This is a genomic window from Mesorhizobium sp. CA4, from assembly GCF_020165075.1.
Classification (GTDB): domain Bacteria; phylum Pseudomonadota; class Alphaproteobacteria; order Rhizobiales; family Rhizobiaceae; genus Mesorhizobium.
The window spans coordinates 39,790-53,342 of the sequence record NZ_JAIUHK010000039.1; the positions used below are offsets into that span (position 1 = coordinate 39,790).

14 protein-coding genes and 3 pseudogenes are annotated in these 13,553 nt (G+C 61.4%); 15 read left to right on the top strand and 2 right to left on the bottom strand.

Annotated elements, in window-relative coordinates; all coding sequences use genetic code 11:
* The first annotated feature begins 35 nt into the window (after positions 1-35).
* The 13 genes from LB528_RS25470 to virB11 are packed head-to-tail and all read left to right on the top strand — an operon-like array spanning position 36 to position 10,152.
* Complete coding sequence (locus tag LB528_RS25470) at positions 36-575, top strand: hypothetical protein (protein WP_224716722.1); 540 nt, start codon at positions 36-38, stop codon at positions 573-575.
* 2 nt (positions 576-577) lie between these two features.
* On the top strand, positions 578-1,249 hold the full coding sequence (locus tag LB528_RS25475; protein ID WP_224518223.1) for a lytic transglycosylase domain-containing protein: 672 nt from the start codon (positions 578-580) through the stop codon (positions 1,247-1,249).
* Positions 1,246-1,545, top strand: coding sequence for a TrbC/VirB2 family protein (locus LB528_RS25480; protein WP_224518221.1), 300 nt, complete (start codon positions 1,246-1,248; stop codon positions 1,543-1,545). The genes LB528_RS25475 and LB528_RS25480 overlap by 4 nt, the downstream gene beginning before the upstream one ends.
* Positions 1,546-1,549: 4 nt before the next feature.
* Positions 1,550-1,891 (top strand): type IV secretion system protein VirB3, encoded by a 342-nt coding sequence (locus LB528_RS25485; protein ID WP_224518219.1) that lies wholly within the window; start codon positions 1,550-1,552, stop codon positions 1,889-1,891.
* Positions 1,884-4,265: a VirB4 family type IV secretion/conjugal transfer ATPase gene (locus tag LB528_RS25490; protein WP_224518217.1), complete on the top strand. Its 2,382-nt coding sequence runs from the start codon at positions 1,884-1,886 to the stop codon at positions 4,263-4,265. Before LB528_RS25485 ends, LB528_RS25490 begins: the two co-directional genes overlap by 8 nt.
* On the top strand, positions 4,265-4,963 hold the full coding sequence (gene virB5, locus LB528_RS25495; protein ID WP_224518215.1) for a P-type DNA transfer protein VirB5: 699 nt from the start codon (positions 4,265-4,267) through the stop codon (positions 4,961-4,963). The genes LB528_RS25490 and virB5 overlap by 1 nt, the downstream gene beginning before the upstream one ends.
* The gene (locus LB528_RS25500; protein ID WP_224518213.1) at positions 4,960-5,193 is read left to right on the top strand and encodes an EexN family lipoprotein; all 234 of its coding nucleotides are present in this window, start codon (positions 4,960-4,962) and stop codon (positions 5,191-5,193) included. The genes virB5 and LB528_RS25500 overlap by 4 nt, the downstream gene beginning before the upstream one ends.
* A gap of 2 nt (positions 5,194-5,195) precedes the next feature.
* Entirely contained in the window at positions 5,196-6,131 is a 936-nt protein-coding gene (locus LB528_RS25505; RefSeq protein ID WP_224518211.1) for a type IV secretion system protein, read from the top strand.
* Positions 6,128-6,442, top strand: coding sequence for a hypothetical protein (locus LB528_RS25510; protein ID WP_224518209.1), 315 nt, complete (start codon positions 6,128-6,130; stop codon positions 6,440-6,442). The genes LB528_RS25505 and LB528_RS25510 overlap by 4 nt, the downstream gene beginning before the upstream one ends.
* A gap of 3 nt (positions 6,443-6,445) precedes the next feature.
* Positions 6,446-7,117: a virB8 family protein gene (locus LB528_RS25515; RefSeq protein WP_224518207.1), complete on the top strand. Its 672-nt coding sequence runs from the start codon at positions 6,446-6,448 to the stop codon at positions 7,115-7,117.
* On the top strand, positions 7,117-7,971 hold the full coding sequence (gene virB9 / locus LB528_RS25520) for a P-type conjugative transfer protein VirB9 (protein ID WP_224518205.1): 855 nt from the start codon (positions 7,117-7,119) through the stop codon (positions 7,969-7,971). Before LB528_RS25515 ends, virB9 begins: the two co-directional genes overlap by 1 nt.
* Before the next feature lie 9 nt (positions 7,972-7,980).
* On the top strand, positions 7,981-9,153 hold the full coding sequence (gene virB10, locus LB528_RS25525; RefSeq protein WP_224518203.1) for a type IV secretion system protein VirB10: 1,173 nt from the start codon (positions 7,981-7,983) through the stop codon (positions 9,151-9,153).
* A gap of 9 nt (positions 9,154-9,162) precedes the next feature.
* A complete protein-coding gene (gene virB11, locus LB528_RS25530) occupies positions 9,163-10,152 on the top strand; it encodes a P-type DNA transfer ATPase VirB11 (protein WP_224518201.1) in 990 nt (329 codons plus the stop codon).
* Positions 10,153-10,407: 255 nt separating this feature from the next.
* Here the strand turns inward: virB11 and LB528_RS25535 are convergent, their stop codons facing one another.
* Positions 10,408-10,869 (bottom strand): MucR family transcriptional regulator, encoded by a 462-nt coding sequence (locus LB528_RS25535; protein WP_318011542.1) that lies wholly within the window; start codon positions 10,867-10,869, stop codon positions 10,408-10,410.
* Between the two features lie 559 nt (positions 10,870-11,428).
* A pseudogene (locus LB528_RS25540) lies at positions 11,429-11,851 on the bottom strand (FAD-binding oxidoreductase); the annotation flags it as partial.
* Here LB528_RS25540 and hisD point away from each other — a divergent pair.
* Both hisD and LB528_RS25550 read left to right on the top strand, forming a co-directional pair.
* Positions 11,852-12,990: pseudogene (gene hisD, locus LB528_RS25545) on the top strand (histidinol dehydrogenase); the annotation flags it as partial.
* Between the two features lie 181 nt (positions 12,991-13,171).
* Positions 13,172-13,481, top strand: a pseudogene (locus LB528_RS25550) (NAD(P)(+) transhydrogenase (Re/Si-specific) subunit alpha); the annotation flags it as partial.
* Positions 13,482-13,553 lie beyond the last annotated feature (72 nt).

Below are 13,553 nucleotides of genomic sequence, written 5' to 3' on the forward strand. Positions count from 1 at the left end.
CCCGACCAGCGTTGCGCGCGTGAAAGGTGGTGATCATGAGAAACTCGCTCATACGGGCAATCGTCGCTGCATCCAGCCTAGCGTCATTCTATCTCGTTTTCGACAGTAAAGCGCGAGCTGATGAATGGGGATGCCAGGTTATCCTGTGCCTTTCCAATCCAGGCGGCGCGACGCAATACGCTGAGTGCCGACCGCCTATCAACAAGCTCTGGCGTTGGCTCGCCAAGGGCCACTCGTTTCCCACATGCAGCGGCGTTGGGTTCCAGAGTTCGCGCCCAGGCTACGATCCGTATTACTGCAACGAGGGCTATACGCTCACCAGCTCTTTCGGATCAGGCGAACGTGTCGCCACATGCGTCTCGACCTCTGTCCAGCCCGTTGACAAGCGCTTCTGCTCATTCGGGCGCAATGACGACGACGGCGATCACACTTCCGTGCTGGCGCCGCGATGGCAAAGGCAGGACGGCCGCTTTCAGTGCATGGCCAAGGTTACGTCCCGGCCCAACGTCCGAGCGCAGCCCCATTTTGTCGATGTGACCATCGACGGCGTCGGAAAGCAAAGGGTCTGGTACTGACCATGCCAGTTCTCTTCGCCGATCTTGCGCAGACCTGCGCACCCATAGTCGCTGCCCAGACGCTGGCGGGCGTCGTCAGCCTGGAAAGCCGGTTCGAGCCGCTGGCCATCCGGATCAACAGCGGTCCGCCACTTTCGAAGCATCCGTCCACGAAAGCGGAGGCGATCGAGATTGCCACGTCGCTGGCGGCTGAGGGGCAGGACATCCAGCTCGGCCTCGGTGGCATCGGCATGGAAGAGCTTCGAAAACTGAAGCTGTCGATCTCCGACGCCTTCGATCCGTGCCGCAACCTTCGGGCCACCGCGACGCTCCTCGATGGATACTACCGGCTCGCCGTTAACGCCGGCGCCAATCCGAAGCGGGCGGGGCAGGTGATGCTGCAATCCTGGTATGGGCGAGGCGATCCCACCGTTGGCGACATGGTCAAGTACGACGAGCAGGTCAGGAAAGAGGCGAGGCGGCTGAGCGGATCCCTTGCGACGCTCGAAATCGGAGATGGCGGGCAGGGGAGGGGGGATAGTGAGCCTCCTGCCATCGAAGTCGCGGCCAAACAGCAGACACACGATCCGCGAGCCGACCAGGCAGCCTCGGCTCCCTCTTGGGATGTCTTCAATGCGCGGCGGCGATCTCCCGTCCTGGTGTTTCAGAACAGTCAAATGGAGCAGAGTGAATGACCTCCCATTCCCGTATCCGATCGACCGCCGCCTCCGCTGTCCTAGCCGCGGCCATCGTCACGACCGTGATCGAGCCCGCGTTCGCGCAAGCCGCCGGCATCGAAACCGTACTGCAGAACATCGTCGACATGCTGACCGGCAACATCGCCAAGCTGCTGGCTACCATCGCGGTGATCGTGATCTGCATCGCCTGGATGTTCGGCTACATGGATCTGAGACGAGCAGGGTTCTGGATCATCGGCATCGGCGGTATCTTCGGCGCCACCGAGCTCGTCAACACCATCGTCGGAGGCTGACGCCATGGCGAGTGCGCGGCCGACGCTCGAGGAAGACACGCTGTTCATCGCCTGCACCCGGCCGGCGATGATCGCCGGCGTGACGATGGAAGCCATGGGCGTGAACATCATGCTCACCACCATCCTCTACATCCTTGCCGGCTCGATCGCCTACGCGCTCGTCGGCGTGGCCTTCCACCTGTTGTTCCGCGCTGTCGTCAAACACGACCACAACATGTTTCGCATCCTGCTGGCCTGGGTGGAGACGCGTGGCCGGTCCCGGAACAGCGCCTATTGGGGCGGCGCGACACTGACACCGCTGAGACTCGCCCGACGCTTCGACGAAAGGGACCTCGATCTTGCCTAGCCTGGCCACGCTCAGGTCTCGCGAACTCGATCCGCAGACCTTCATCCCGTATTTTCGCCATGTCGACCATCAGACCATCGCGCTCAATTCGCGGGCGCTGATGGTGATGGTCGCGCTCGAAGGCGTCTCGTTCGAGACCGCGGATGTTCTCGACCTCAATTCCCTTCATCGCGACCTCAACACACTCTACCGGAACATCGCCGACGAGCGGCTTGCCGTGTGGACCCATCTCATTCGCCGTCGCGACAACAGCTATCCCGAAGGAATGTTCACCACACCGTTCTCGGCGACGCTCAACGACAAGTATCGGGCGCGCATGGTGGACGAGGATCTGTTCCGTAACGACCTCTATCTGACCATCCTCTGGTCCCCGGCCCGCGATCCGGCAGACAAGGCGGCAAAGCTGCTGTCGCGCCTGCGTCGCGCCCGCCGGACGTCGACGGAACTGGACGAGGAAGCGCTGAAGCAGCTTCACGACAAGGTCGCCGAAGTCACGGCGGCGCTGAAGCGCTTCGAGCCACGCCTGCTGTCGCTTTACGAATCCGGCGGCCTGTTGTTCTCAGAGCCGAGTGAGGTGCTGCACCAGATCGTAGGCGGCCGGCGAGAATCGGTTCCGCTGACTGAGGGTCGGATCGCGTCGGCGATCTACTCCGACCGGATCATCGTCGGCCGCGAGACGATCGAGATCCGGCACGAAGCCGCCAGCCGCTATGCGGGCATACTGAGTTTCAAGGAATATCCGGCGCGCACCAGGACCGGCATGCTCGACGCTGCGCTCACCAGCCCCTTCGAAATTATCCTCACGCAGTCGTTCTCCTTCGCTTCGAAGGCGGACGCCCGCGTCATCATGGGCCGCAAGCAGAACCAGATGGTCAGCAGCGGCGACAAGGCGGCCTCGCAGATCGATGAGCTGGACGAGGCGATGGACAATCTGGAGTCCAATCGGTTCGCGCTCGGCGAGCATCATCTGACGCTTTCCGTCTTCGCCTCCTCGGTGAAGGAACTGACCGACAATCTCGCCAAGGCGCGCGCCAGCCTGACCAGCGGCGGCGCGGTCGTCGCGCGCGAGGATCTTGGCCTCGAGGCTGCCTGGTGGGCGCAGTTGCCCGGCAACTTCCGCTACCGCGCTCGGTCCGGCGCGATCACGTCGCGGAACTTCGCCGCCTTGTCACCCTTCCACTCCTATCCGATCGGCCAGAAGGACGGCAATGAATGGGGGCCGGCCGTTGCCCTGCTCAAGACGGCATCAGGGTCGCCGTACTACTTCAATTTTCATTATGGCGATCTCGGCAACACCTTTGTTTGCGGGCCGTCTGGCGCCGGCAAGACCGTGCTTTTGAACTTCATGCTGTCGCAGCTCGAGAAGCACGATCCGCACGTGGTGTTCTTTGACAAGGACCGGGGCGCCGATCTTTACGTGCGCGCCGCCGGCGGCGCCTATCTGCCCCTCAAGAATGGTGTTCCGACCGGTTGCGCGCCCCTGAAGGCGCTCGAGCTGACGCCCGAGAACAAGGTGTTCCTGACGCGCTGGGTCGGCAAGCTTGTCGGCTCGACAACACGGGAACTGACCGTGACCGAGCTTCGCGACATTGCTTCCGCCATCGACGGCCTTGCCGACCTGCCGGTCGAGCGCCGCACGATCGGCGCGCTCAGGACCTTTCTCAACAACACCGACCCGGAGGGGATCGCGGCCAGGCTGCGCCGGTGGGAGAGGGGAGGGCCGCTGGGTTGGGTGTTTGACAATCTGATCGAGGACATTGGCTTCGGTGATTTCGGCGCCGGCGGCAGATTCGTAGGCTACGACATGACCGACTTTCTCGACAATGAAGAAATCCGCACGCCGCTGATGGCCTATCTCTTCCACCGCGTCGAGCAGCTGATCGACGGCAGGCGGATCATCATCGTCATCGACGAGTTCTGGAAGGCGCTGCAGGACGAGGGGTTCAGGGATCTCGCGCAAAACAAGCTGAAGACGATCCGCAAGCAAAACGGCCTGATGCTCTTTGCCACGCAAAGCCCCCGCGATGCGCTCGTTTCACCAATCGCACACACAATCATCGAGCAGTGCCCGACGCAGATCTTCCTGCCGAACGCCCGCGGCAATCAAGCTGACTATGTCGACGGCTTCAAGCTGACGGAGCGCGAGTACGAACTGATCGCTCGCGAACTCTCGGTCGAAAGCCGGCGGTTCGTGCTGAAGCAAGGCCACAACAGCGTCGTCGCCGAGTTGAACCTCAGGGGCTTCGATGACGAACTCGCCATCCTTTCCGGCCGCACCGCCAATGTCGAGCTTGCCGAGGCGATCCGCGCGGAAGTTGGCGACCGGGGCGAGGACTGGCTTCCCATTTTCCACCAGAGAAGGAGTGCGGGCTGATGGCTTCCTACCGACTTCACGGCGCGGCGATTGCCGCGGCGCTATTGCTGTCCGCGAGCGGAGCGGCGGGGCAGGGGATACCGGTGATCGACCAGACGGCGATCGCCAAGCAGATCGAGAGCATCACGCAGCTCAAGTCGCAGCTCGATGCGCTCCACCAGCAGATCGAACAGGCGCAGCAGCTCTACGGCTCGCTCAACAAACTCACCGATATGGCGGATGTCGCGAGCGTCCTCAATGATCCTTCAATCCGAAAAGCCTTGCCAGCGGACTTCAACGCGATCCAGGGGCTATTCAAGGGCGAGGGCGCCGGCGTGTTCGGTGACTCAGCCTCGAAATTCCTTGAAGACAATTCCACCTATCGGACCAGCGCCGACGACTTCTACGCAAAGGAGCTCTCCCGCATCCAGAACAAGAATGCCGGCCAGATGAGCCTCGGCCAGCAGATCTATGACGCCGCGACCAAGCGCATCGACGGCATCGATCAGTTGCGCGAGAAGATATCGACGGCAGCCGACGCCAAGGACATCGCCGACCTGCAGGCGCGGCTCCAGGCCGAAACGGCCTTCCTCCAAACCGACGTGCTCCGCATGGAGGGCCTGCGCATGGTGCAGCAGGCGCAGGCTCAAGTCGATGAGCAGCGCAAGGCCGAGGACTGGCGCCAGCGCATGGACTCGATCAAGGCGGCGCTGCAATGAGGAGGCTGCTTCTCCTGGCGGCGATAGTTGGTCTGGCGGCGTGCTCGGAGCAGACCGAACTAAGCTACACCGTCGACGAACTGGTGGCGGACGAAGCGCTTCTTTCCAGCACCCTCACAAAGTGTCGCAACAATCCGGGTGAGCTCAGAGACACGACGAACTGCAGGAACGCCGAAGCCGCCGACGGCAAGCTGCGGCTTCAGCGGATGCGGCAGTCGTTGGGAGGCTGACAATGTATGAGGTGTTCGCCTTCGTCGATGAGCAGTTCAAGGCGCCCTTGGAGACTTTCATCTCCGATGGCACCTCCAACATCTCCGAATGGGTTTCGGGGCCTCTCACGGCGGCAGTCACCCTCTATATCGTGCTCTACGGCTATCTCATTCTCCGAGGCTCGGTCCAGGAACCGATCCTGGATTTCGCTTACCGGGCGATCAAGCTCGCCATCATCGTGATGCTGGTGAAGAACGCCGGCGAATACCAGACCTATGTCACAAACATCTTCTTCGACGTGCTCCCGCGCGAAATCTCTCAGGCTCTGAATACAGGCACGGCGCCGAGCGCTTCCACCTTCGACAGTCTGCTCGACAAGGGGCAGGCCTCCGCCACCGACATCTGGTCCCGAGCTTCCTGGCCCGTCGACATCGTGACAGGCGTCGCCGGCATGATGGTGATCGGTGCGAGCTTCATCGTCGCAGCGATCGGCTACATCGTCTCGCTCTATGCCCGGCTGGCGCTCGCCATCGTGCTGGCGATCGGCCCGATCTTTGTGGCGGTCGCCATGTTCCAGGCGACGCGCCGCTTTACCGAGGCCTGGATCGGGCAGCTTGTGAACTTCGTAATCCTGCAGGTCCTGGTCGTCGCCGTTGGCTCGCTGCTGATCACCTGCATCGACACCACGTTCACGGCGATCGAGGGATACAGCGACGTGCTCATGCGGCCGATCGCGCTTTGCGCCATCTGCCTCGCCGCCCTCTATGTCTTCTATCAGCTTCCCAACATCGCTTCGGCGCTCGCCGCCGGCGGCGCGTCGTTGACCTATGGCTACGGTGCGGCACGCGACGCCCACGAAAGCACACTCGCCTGGACGGCATCCCATATCGTCCGTGCCGCCGGCCGCGGCTTCGGCGCGGCCGGCCGAACCTTCACCTCGAAACGCGCCGGCTCATGACGCTTTTCGCACCAACAAGAAAAAGGCCTTCCGGAATGATCCGAATTTTCCCGCTGGTTTGCATGGCGGCGATCTTAAGTGGCTGCGCATCGCTATCCTATCCGCTCCCCAAATGCGACGGCTATTCGCGCCGGCCGCTCAATCGTTCGATGTGGGAATGGGAGGACAATAAGAATCTCACTGAGAAGCGTTCGAGCGCACAGCCGTCGATCTCCCAACAGGCGGCCGCAGCCTATGTCGAAGAGGGCAGGGCGCCGGCCGCCTTAGCCCGTTTTGACATCGCTGCATCCAATCGTCCTTGCGGAGCGTGACCCATGGTCTCCGGGGACGAACTCAAGGCATATTTCGAGAAGGCGAGACGCTTCGATCAGGACCGCATGGTTCAGGTCGAACGCTCGGCGCGTATCGCCTGGTCCGTGGCAATCGTTGCCGGCGTCCTTGCCGGCGTTTCGATCTTCGCCGTCGCGGCCTTGACCCCGCTGAAGACGGTGGAACCGTTTGTCGTGCGGGTGGACAATTCGACAGGCATTGTCGATGTCGTCTCGGCGCTGACGTCGACCGCGGGCACCTATGACGAAGCCGTCACCAAATACTTTGCCGCCAAATATGTGCGTGCGCGGGAAGGCTATGTCTGGAGCGAGGCGGAGGAGAATTATCGCACCGTCGCCTTGCTGTCGACACAGCCCGAGCAGACGCGATTTTCCACGTACTATCGTGGCAGCAACCCAGATTCGCCGCAGAACACCTACGGGCGCGGCGCCACTGTGCGCATCAGCATTGCGTCGATCTCACTGATCAATTCGAATGTCGTATCCGTCCGCTACATGCGCACGATCACGCGCGGCGAGGAGGTTCGGACAACCCATTGGGTCGCTACCCTAACCTTCTCCTACGTCAACGCGCCGATGTCGTCGACGGATCGGCTGGTGAACCCTCTCGGCTTCGTGGTCAGCGAATACCGGGCCGATCCGGAGGCCATCAACTGATGCGCACAATCGCAATCGCCACTCTTCTTCTGGCCGCCACCCCATCCGCCGCGCTTGCCCTCGAAATTCCTCGCGGCGCATCGCAGGACAGCCGTGTGCGCTTTGTCGACTACCAGCCCTACAACATCACCCGCATCGTCGGCTCGCTGCGCTCCTCGGTGCAGGTTGAATTCTCGGCCGATGAGGAGATCGCCCATGTCGCGCTCGGAAACAGCGTCGCATGGGAGGTCGCGCCGGCCGGCAACATCCTGTTTCTCAAGCCGCGGGAAAACCAGCCAGTCACCAATATCTCCGTCGTGACCACCCGGCGTGACGGCTCAACCCGCAGCTACCAGATGGAGCTGACGGTAAGGGACGGAACGGTGGTGGTCGGCCAGAATACCTATTTCTACGTCAAGTATCGCTATCCGGCTGACGAGGCCGAACGACGGCGACAGGCTGCGGCGGCGCGAGCCGTCGCGGCGCAGGCGAAAGAGGCCGACAATGTGCTGGCCCTCCACGAAGCCTATGGCCCACGGAACTGGCGCTATTCGGCACAAGGCTCCCAGGCACTGGAACCGGAGACGGTCTACGACAATGGCAAGGTGACGACGTTCGCCTTCGTCGGCAATCAGGAGATGCCCGCCATCTATATCGAGAACTCGGACGGCAGCGAGAGCCTAGTGCCCAAATCCGTCGACGGGAACCTGGTCCTGGTCCACGCGATCAGCCGCAAGTTCATCCTGCGCAGGGGAGGGGATGTGCTTTGCGTCTTCAACGAGGCCTATGACCGCGTCGGCATCGATCCGGACACCAACACGACCTCGCCATCGGTCGAACGCGTCGTGCGGAGCGACGCCAGCGCAGCGCGATAGGAGGTGGGCATGGCTCAGGAAAACGAAAGCAGGATCCCGGGCGAGCGGGCTGAAACTGTCGCGGCCAGGCGGATCGACAACAATCCCACCCTGAAGCGGGGCGCCGTAGCGCTGGCCGTCGTCGCCTTCGTTGCCTTCGCATTGTGGTCTATGAGCGGAGAAAAGACGCCGTCGGACATGACGAAGCCGGAGCGGGTGGTCATTCGCCAGGCGACGAGTTTCGAGCCGGCCAAGGAGCAAGTGGAACCGGTCGTTGCCCGCCCGGAAGTGAAGCTGCCGACCCCTGTAGTGACCGAGCAGGCCAAGGAAGAAGATCCGCTGCTCGACTCGGCGCGGCGTGCGCCTGTCATGGCTTACAGCGGCGGGCAGAAAAACGCGACATCGAGCCGGGATGCCGGAGGCTCTGCAGCAGCGACAGAGGGCAACTACCTGCCGCTCGACGGAAATATGATGGGACAGAATGCGGCCAACGCCGATCAACAGCGGTTTGACGGCCTCCTGCGGCCGACCCGGCTCGAGGGCTCGCGAGCCGGCACGCTCGGCAACCGCAATTACATCGTCGCCATGGGAACCTCGATACCTTGCGTCCTCGAGACCGCCATGGCGTCGGATCAGCCCGGCTTCGCAAGCTGTGTGATCAACCGCGACGTCCTCTCTGACAATGGCCGGGTCGTGCTGATGGAGAAGGGAACCCAGGTCATCGGCGAATACCGTGGCGGCCTTCAGCGCGGGCAGAAACGTCTCTTCGTGCTCTGGAATCGGGCAAAGACGGCAAAAGGCGTGATCGTCACGCTCGCATCGCCTGCGACGGACGCCCTCGGCCGCGCCGGCGTCGACGGCTATGTCGACACCCATTGGTGGGAGCGATTCGGCAGCGCACTCCTTCTTTCCGTCGTCGGTGATGCGACCAGCTACGCCAGCAGCCGGCTGCAAGACAGCGGTGTCGAGGCGCAGAACACGACGAGCGCGGGCCAGCAGGCCGCGGCCATTGCGGTCGAGCAGTCGATCAACATTCCACCGACACTGAACAAGCACCAGGGCGAACTCGCCTCGATTTTCGTGGCGCGCGATCTCGACTTTTCCAATGTCTATAGGCTCCGCGTGACGGAGCCTAGAAACCGCATTTACGATCGCGCGGTGCTGGGGGATTTCAGCCCGCGGTCGACCCTCACAACGAAGTAGCAAGAGACAATGGTCGAGGGAACCGACGCGGCAGTCGTTCGCGAACTCCTCTCACCATTGGCGCCATTCCTGGCCAATGGGTCTCTATTCGAAGTGATCATGAATCGGCCTGGTCAGATGTTGACGGAAGGTACCAATGGGTGGCGCACCCATGACATGCCGGAACTGACCTTCGAGAAACTGATGCGTCTTGCCCGCGCAGTGGCGACTTTCTCCAACCAGTCGATCGACGAGAGGCGGCCAATCCTTTCCGCGACGCTTCCAGGCGAAGAGCGCATCCAGATCGTCATCCCGCCGGCGACAACGAAGGGGACGGTGAGCCTCACAATCCGAAAACCCTCGTCATTGAACCTTACCCTCGATGATCTGGAAGGAAGTGGGTTCTTCAGCGAAGTCAAGGCTGCGGGACAGGAAGACGCCGCAAGTGACCAGAAGCTGAAAGCCCTTTATGACGCGGGCTGCTACAAGGATTTCCTGCGCGAGGCAGTGATTGCGAGGAAAAATATCGTGATCTCGGGGGCGACGGGATCGGCAAAGACGACGCTGTCAAAGGCCTTGATCCGGCACATTCCCGAGCACGAGCGCATTATCTCCATTGAGGACACACCTGAACTCGTCATCCCGCAACATAACCACGTCCGCCTCTTCTATTCCAAAGGAGAGCAGGGGCTGTCATTGGCCGGGCCGAAAGAGCTGCTGGAAGCGTGCCTTCGCATGCGCCCGGATCGAATCCTGCTTCAGGAACTCCGCGACGGAAGCGCGTTCTATTACATCCGAAACGTGAATTCTGGCCACCCAGGGTCGATTACGACCGTGCATGCCCACTCGGCGACGCTGGCCTTCGAGCAATTGGCTCTGTTGATCAAGGAATCCGAGGGCGGTCGCAACGTTGAGCATGACGACATCCGCAGCCTTCTCAGGGTGTCCATCGACATCATCGTCCAGTGCAAGCGTGTAGGCGAACGGTTCCGTGTGACAGAGATATACCGTCAGTTTTAGGCGACATGACCGTCGCCCTTAATTTTATCGCTCAAAATTTGTAGTAAGCTATGAATAACGTAGCCGGCAACACATAGTCAGCTGTGTGCTAATAATTCACGGCGGCTCAAGGGGCCCGACTGGTGGAGGGTTTGCCTGAATTGAAAGCGCCGGCCAAGTAAGGTGTGTACGCTACAGCCAAATATGCGTCTTGACGGAACGTCACCCGCACATTTCACCACATGGTGTGGGCAAACGTCCTACAAACGTCTGCTGTCATACCTTGGCTTTAGCCTTATGCCTGCTCGGAGTTTTCTTGGCTGGCGTCGGCTGCGGTTTGCGTCCGAGCCCGACGGCCTTCGCGAGCGTTGATCGTTGGGCCGCATAATTCGGCGCCACCATCGGGTAATCTGGCTTCAATCCCCACTTTTCGCGGTATTCGTTTGGAGTGAGGCCGTAGTGTACCGCGAGATGCCGTTTCATCGACTTGAATTTCTTCCCGTCCTCCAGGCAGATAATGTAGTCCGGCGTTACTGACCGCTTAGGATTGATGGCGGGCTCCCGTTTAGATGGCCCGGCCACATTCGGCGAACCAAGGCCTGTTAGCGACGAATGAATCGACGCGATAAGGTCTGGCAACCCGGTGGCAGGGAGGGGATTTTGGCTCACATAGGCAGAGACAATGTCGGCCGTCAGCCCGACCAGATCAGCCGCCATGACTTCATTTTGATCGCTCAACTATTCGCTCCTGATAAAAGGTCAAGCCGCGTGTCATCAGTTTTATATCGCAAGCGTGAACGATGCCGGGAAAATACCACGAGCGCAAGCAACCAAAAGGTTGACCTAGCCAATCCAAAGGGCATCCAATTCGCCTGGGGTTCCTGGAAGCTTTTCGAACTTTCTGGGTCACGTCTCAGCCCGAGTTGCGCGCGCTTATGGACAAAGCGGGACACTAGATTCGGCTTTTGGACAATTTCGGTGGCAGCGACTTTCTGGCGCGTGTGACTTCCTGATAGCGCCGGTCAGCACGACACCCCAAGGGCTCCACGTTCTGAATGGCAGCTTTGCGCCCAATGTCGGCAGTTGAAGTCAGGCTTGCCACCGCCCTATAGCGGACATTACCGGCGACCACGCTGGAGGTCGCGGTCGCGCCATCTGGGGACCTTGTCTGAATAGTGGCGAATGACCAGTGCCGAGCGATTCCCGGCCGTTCGTTTGATCCTAAACAGCGCCTCGGCGCGACCGCGCAGCGTTGCCTTCGTAACTGATCCGGTGACAGCCACCCCTTTGGCGCTTTTCAGATGATCTTGCCCGGATTCATAATCCCGTTCGGATCAATGGCGTGCTGGATCGCGGCCATCAGATCGACCGCGTTCTGGCCATGCTCGGCAACCATGAAATGCTTCTTGCCCTCGCCGATACCGTGTTCGCCGGTGCAGGTGCCGTCCATGGCGAGGGAGCGCTCGGTGAGCCGCCCCAGGAAGGCCCTGGTCCGTGCGACCTCCTCGGCATCATCCACCATCACGAGAACGGAGGCGTGGAAATTACCGTCCCCAACGTGCCCGACGATCGGCGCGATGAGTTTTGAGCGCTGGATATCGTTCTTTGTCTCGCGCACACATTCCGCCAGCCGGGAAATCGGCACGCACACGTCGGAGACAACGACCTTCGCGCCAGCGCGGTAGGATCGCAAGGCCCAGAAAACATCATGGCGCGCCTGCTGCCCGAGACCGACATCGAAGCATTGATGGCGCAGGTCACCACGCGCGATATGCAGGATATCAAATTCGCTCAGCAGCAGGTGCGCAACTTCGCGCAAGTCCAGCGCGACTCGATGAGGGACGTAGAGGTGGAGACGATGCCCGGCGTTATCCTGGGTCATCGCAACATCCCCGTGCAGTCTGTCGGCTGCTACGTGCCTGGCGGAAAGTTTCCAATGGTCGCATCGGCGCATATGTCGGTTGCCACGGCGAGCGTCGCGGGTGTTCCCCGTATTGTTGCGGCGACACCGCCTTTCAAGGGTAAGCCCAATCCAGCCGTCATCGCCGCCATGAAGCTCGGCGGCGCGCATGAAATCTATGTGCTGGGCGGCATCCAAGCGGTCGGCGCGATGGCCATTGGCACGGAAACAATGCGGCCGGTGCACATGATCGTCGGTCCAGGCAACGCGTATGTGGCCGAGGCCAAGCGCCAGCTTTTTGGCCGTGTGGGTATCGACCTATTTGCCGGCCCGACAGAGACGATGGTGAAAGCCGACGAGACCGTGGACGCCGAGCTTTGCGCGACCGACCTGCTCGGCCAGGCCGAGCACGGCTACAATTCACCCGCCGTGCTAGTGACCAATTCTGAGCGGCTTGCTCGTCAGACGATGCTCGAGATTGAGCGACTGCTCAAAGTCCTTCCGACCCAGGAGACCGCGCGCAAAAGTTGGGATGATTATGGCGAGATCATCGTCTGCGACAGCTATCAAGAGATGTTGTCGGTGGCAGACCACATTGCCTCCGAGCACGTTCAGGTGATGACCGATCGGGATGACTGGTTCTTGGAAAATATGCGCTGCTATGGCGCGCTGTTCCTCGGGCCGCGGACCAATGTGGCAAATCGCGACAAAGTGATCGGAACCAACCATACGCTGCCAACAAAGAAGGCCGGGCGCTATACCGGCGGGCTCTGGGTTGGCAAGTTCCTGAAGACCCACTCCTACCAGCGAGTACTCACTGCCCAAGCCGCCGCGCTTATCGGCGAGTATGCTCAAGGCTTTGCATGCTCGAGGGGTTCGTGGGACATGCGGAGCAGGCCAACATCCGTGTGCGGCGCTATGGCGGGCGCAATATCCCCTACGGGGTTGCTGCCGAATAGGCGGGGTGCGACGGCTTTCATTGACTTGCGGATTCTTCTCACCGCGAGCCGGTAATGCCTCCCGAGGCGAGAGGGCGGCTGTCGCCGATTTGATCGGCGGCAGCCGCAAAACCGGGAGACGCTTCGCCTGGCGAACGGTTCCTGAAGCCTTGCCTTACATGTCATCAACTCAGGGACAACAGTGGTGGACATCGTATTCATCCCTCGTGAGCTTGACCCGAACGAGCCGCGTCGCGGGCTCGCCGGAGACGGTCAAGCGCCTGGCCGGTCTCGGTTTCGATGTGATCGTCGAGAAGGGCGCTGGCCTCGGTTCCCGCATTCCCGACCAGGACTTCGCCGCCGCCGGCGGCGTGAGCGGCACGGCGGCCGACGCCAAAAAGGCCGATGTCGTGCTGAAAGTGCGCCGGCCGACGGATGCGGAGCTGAAGGGCTACAAGTCGGGCGCCGCTGTCATCGCCATCATGGATCCTTACGGCAACGACGCCGCGGTGATCGTCGATCTTGCGGTGGAGCGCGGCGGCAATGTCGAAGGCGCGGTGCCCGGCAAGGTCGTGACGACGGAG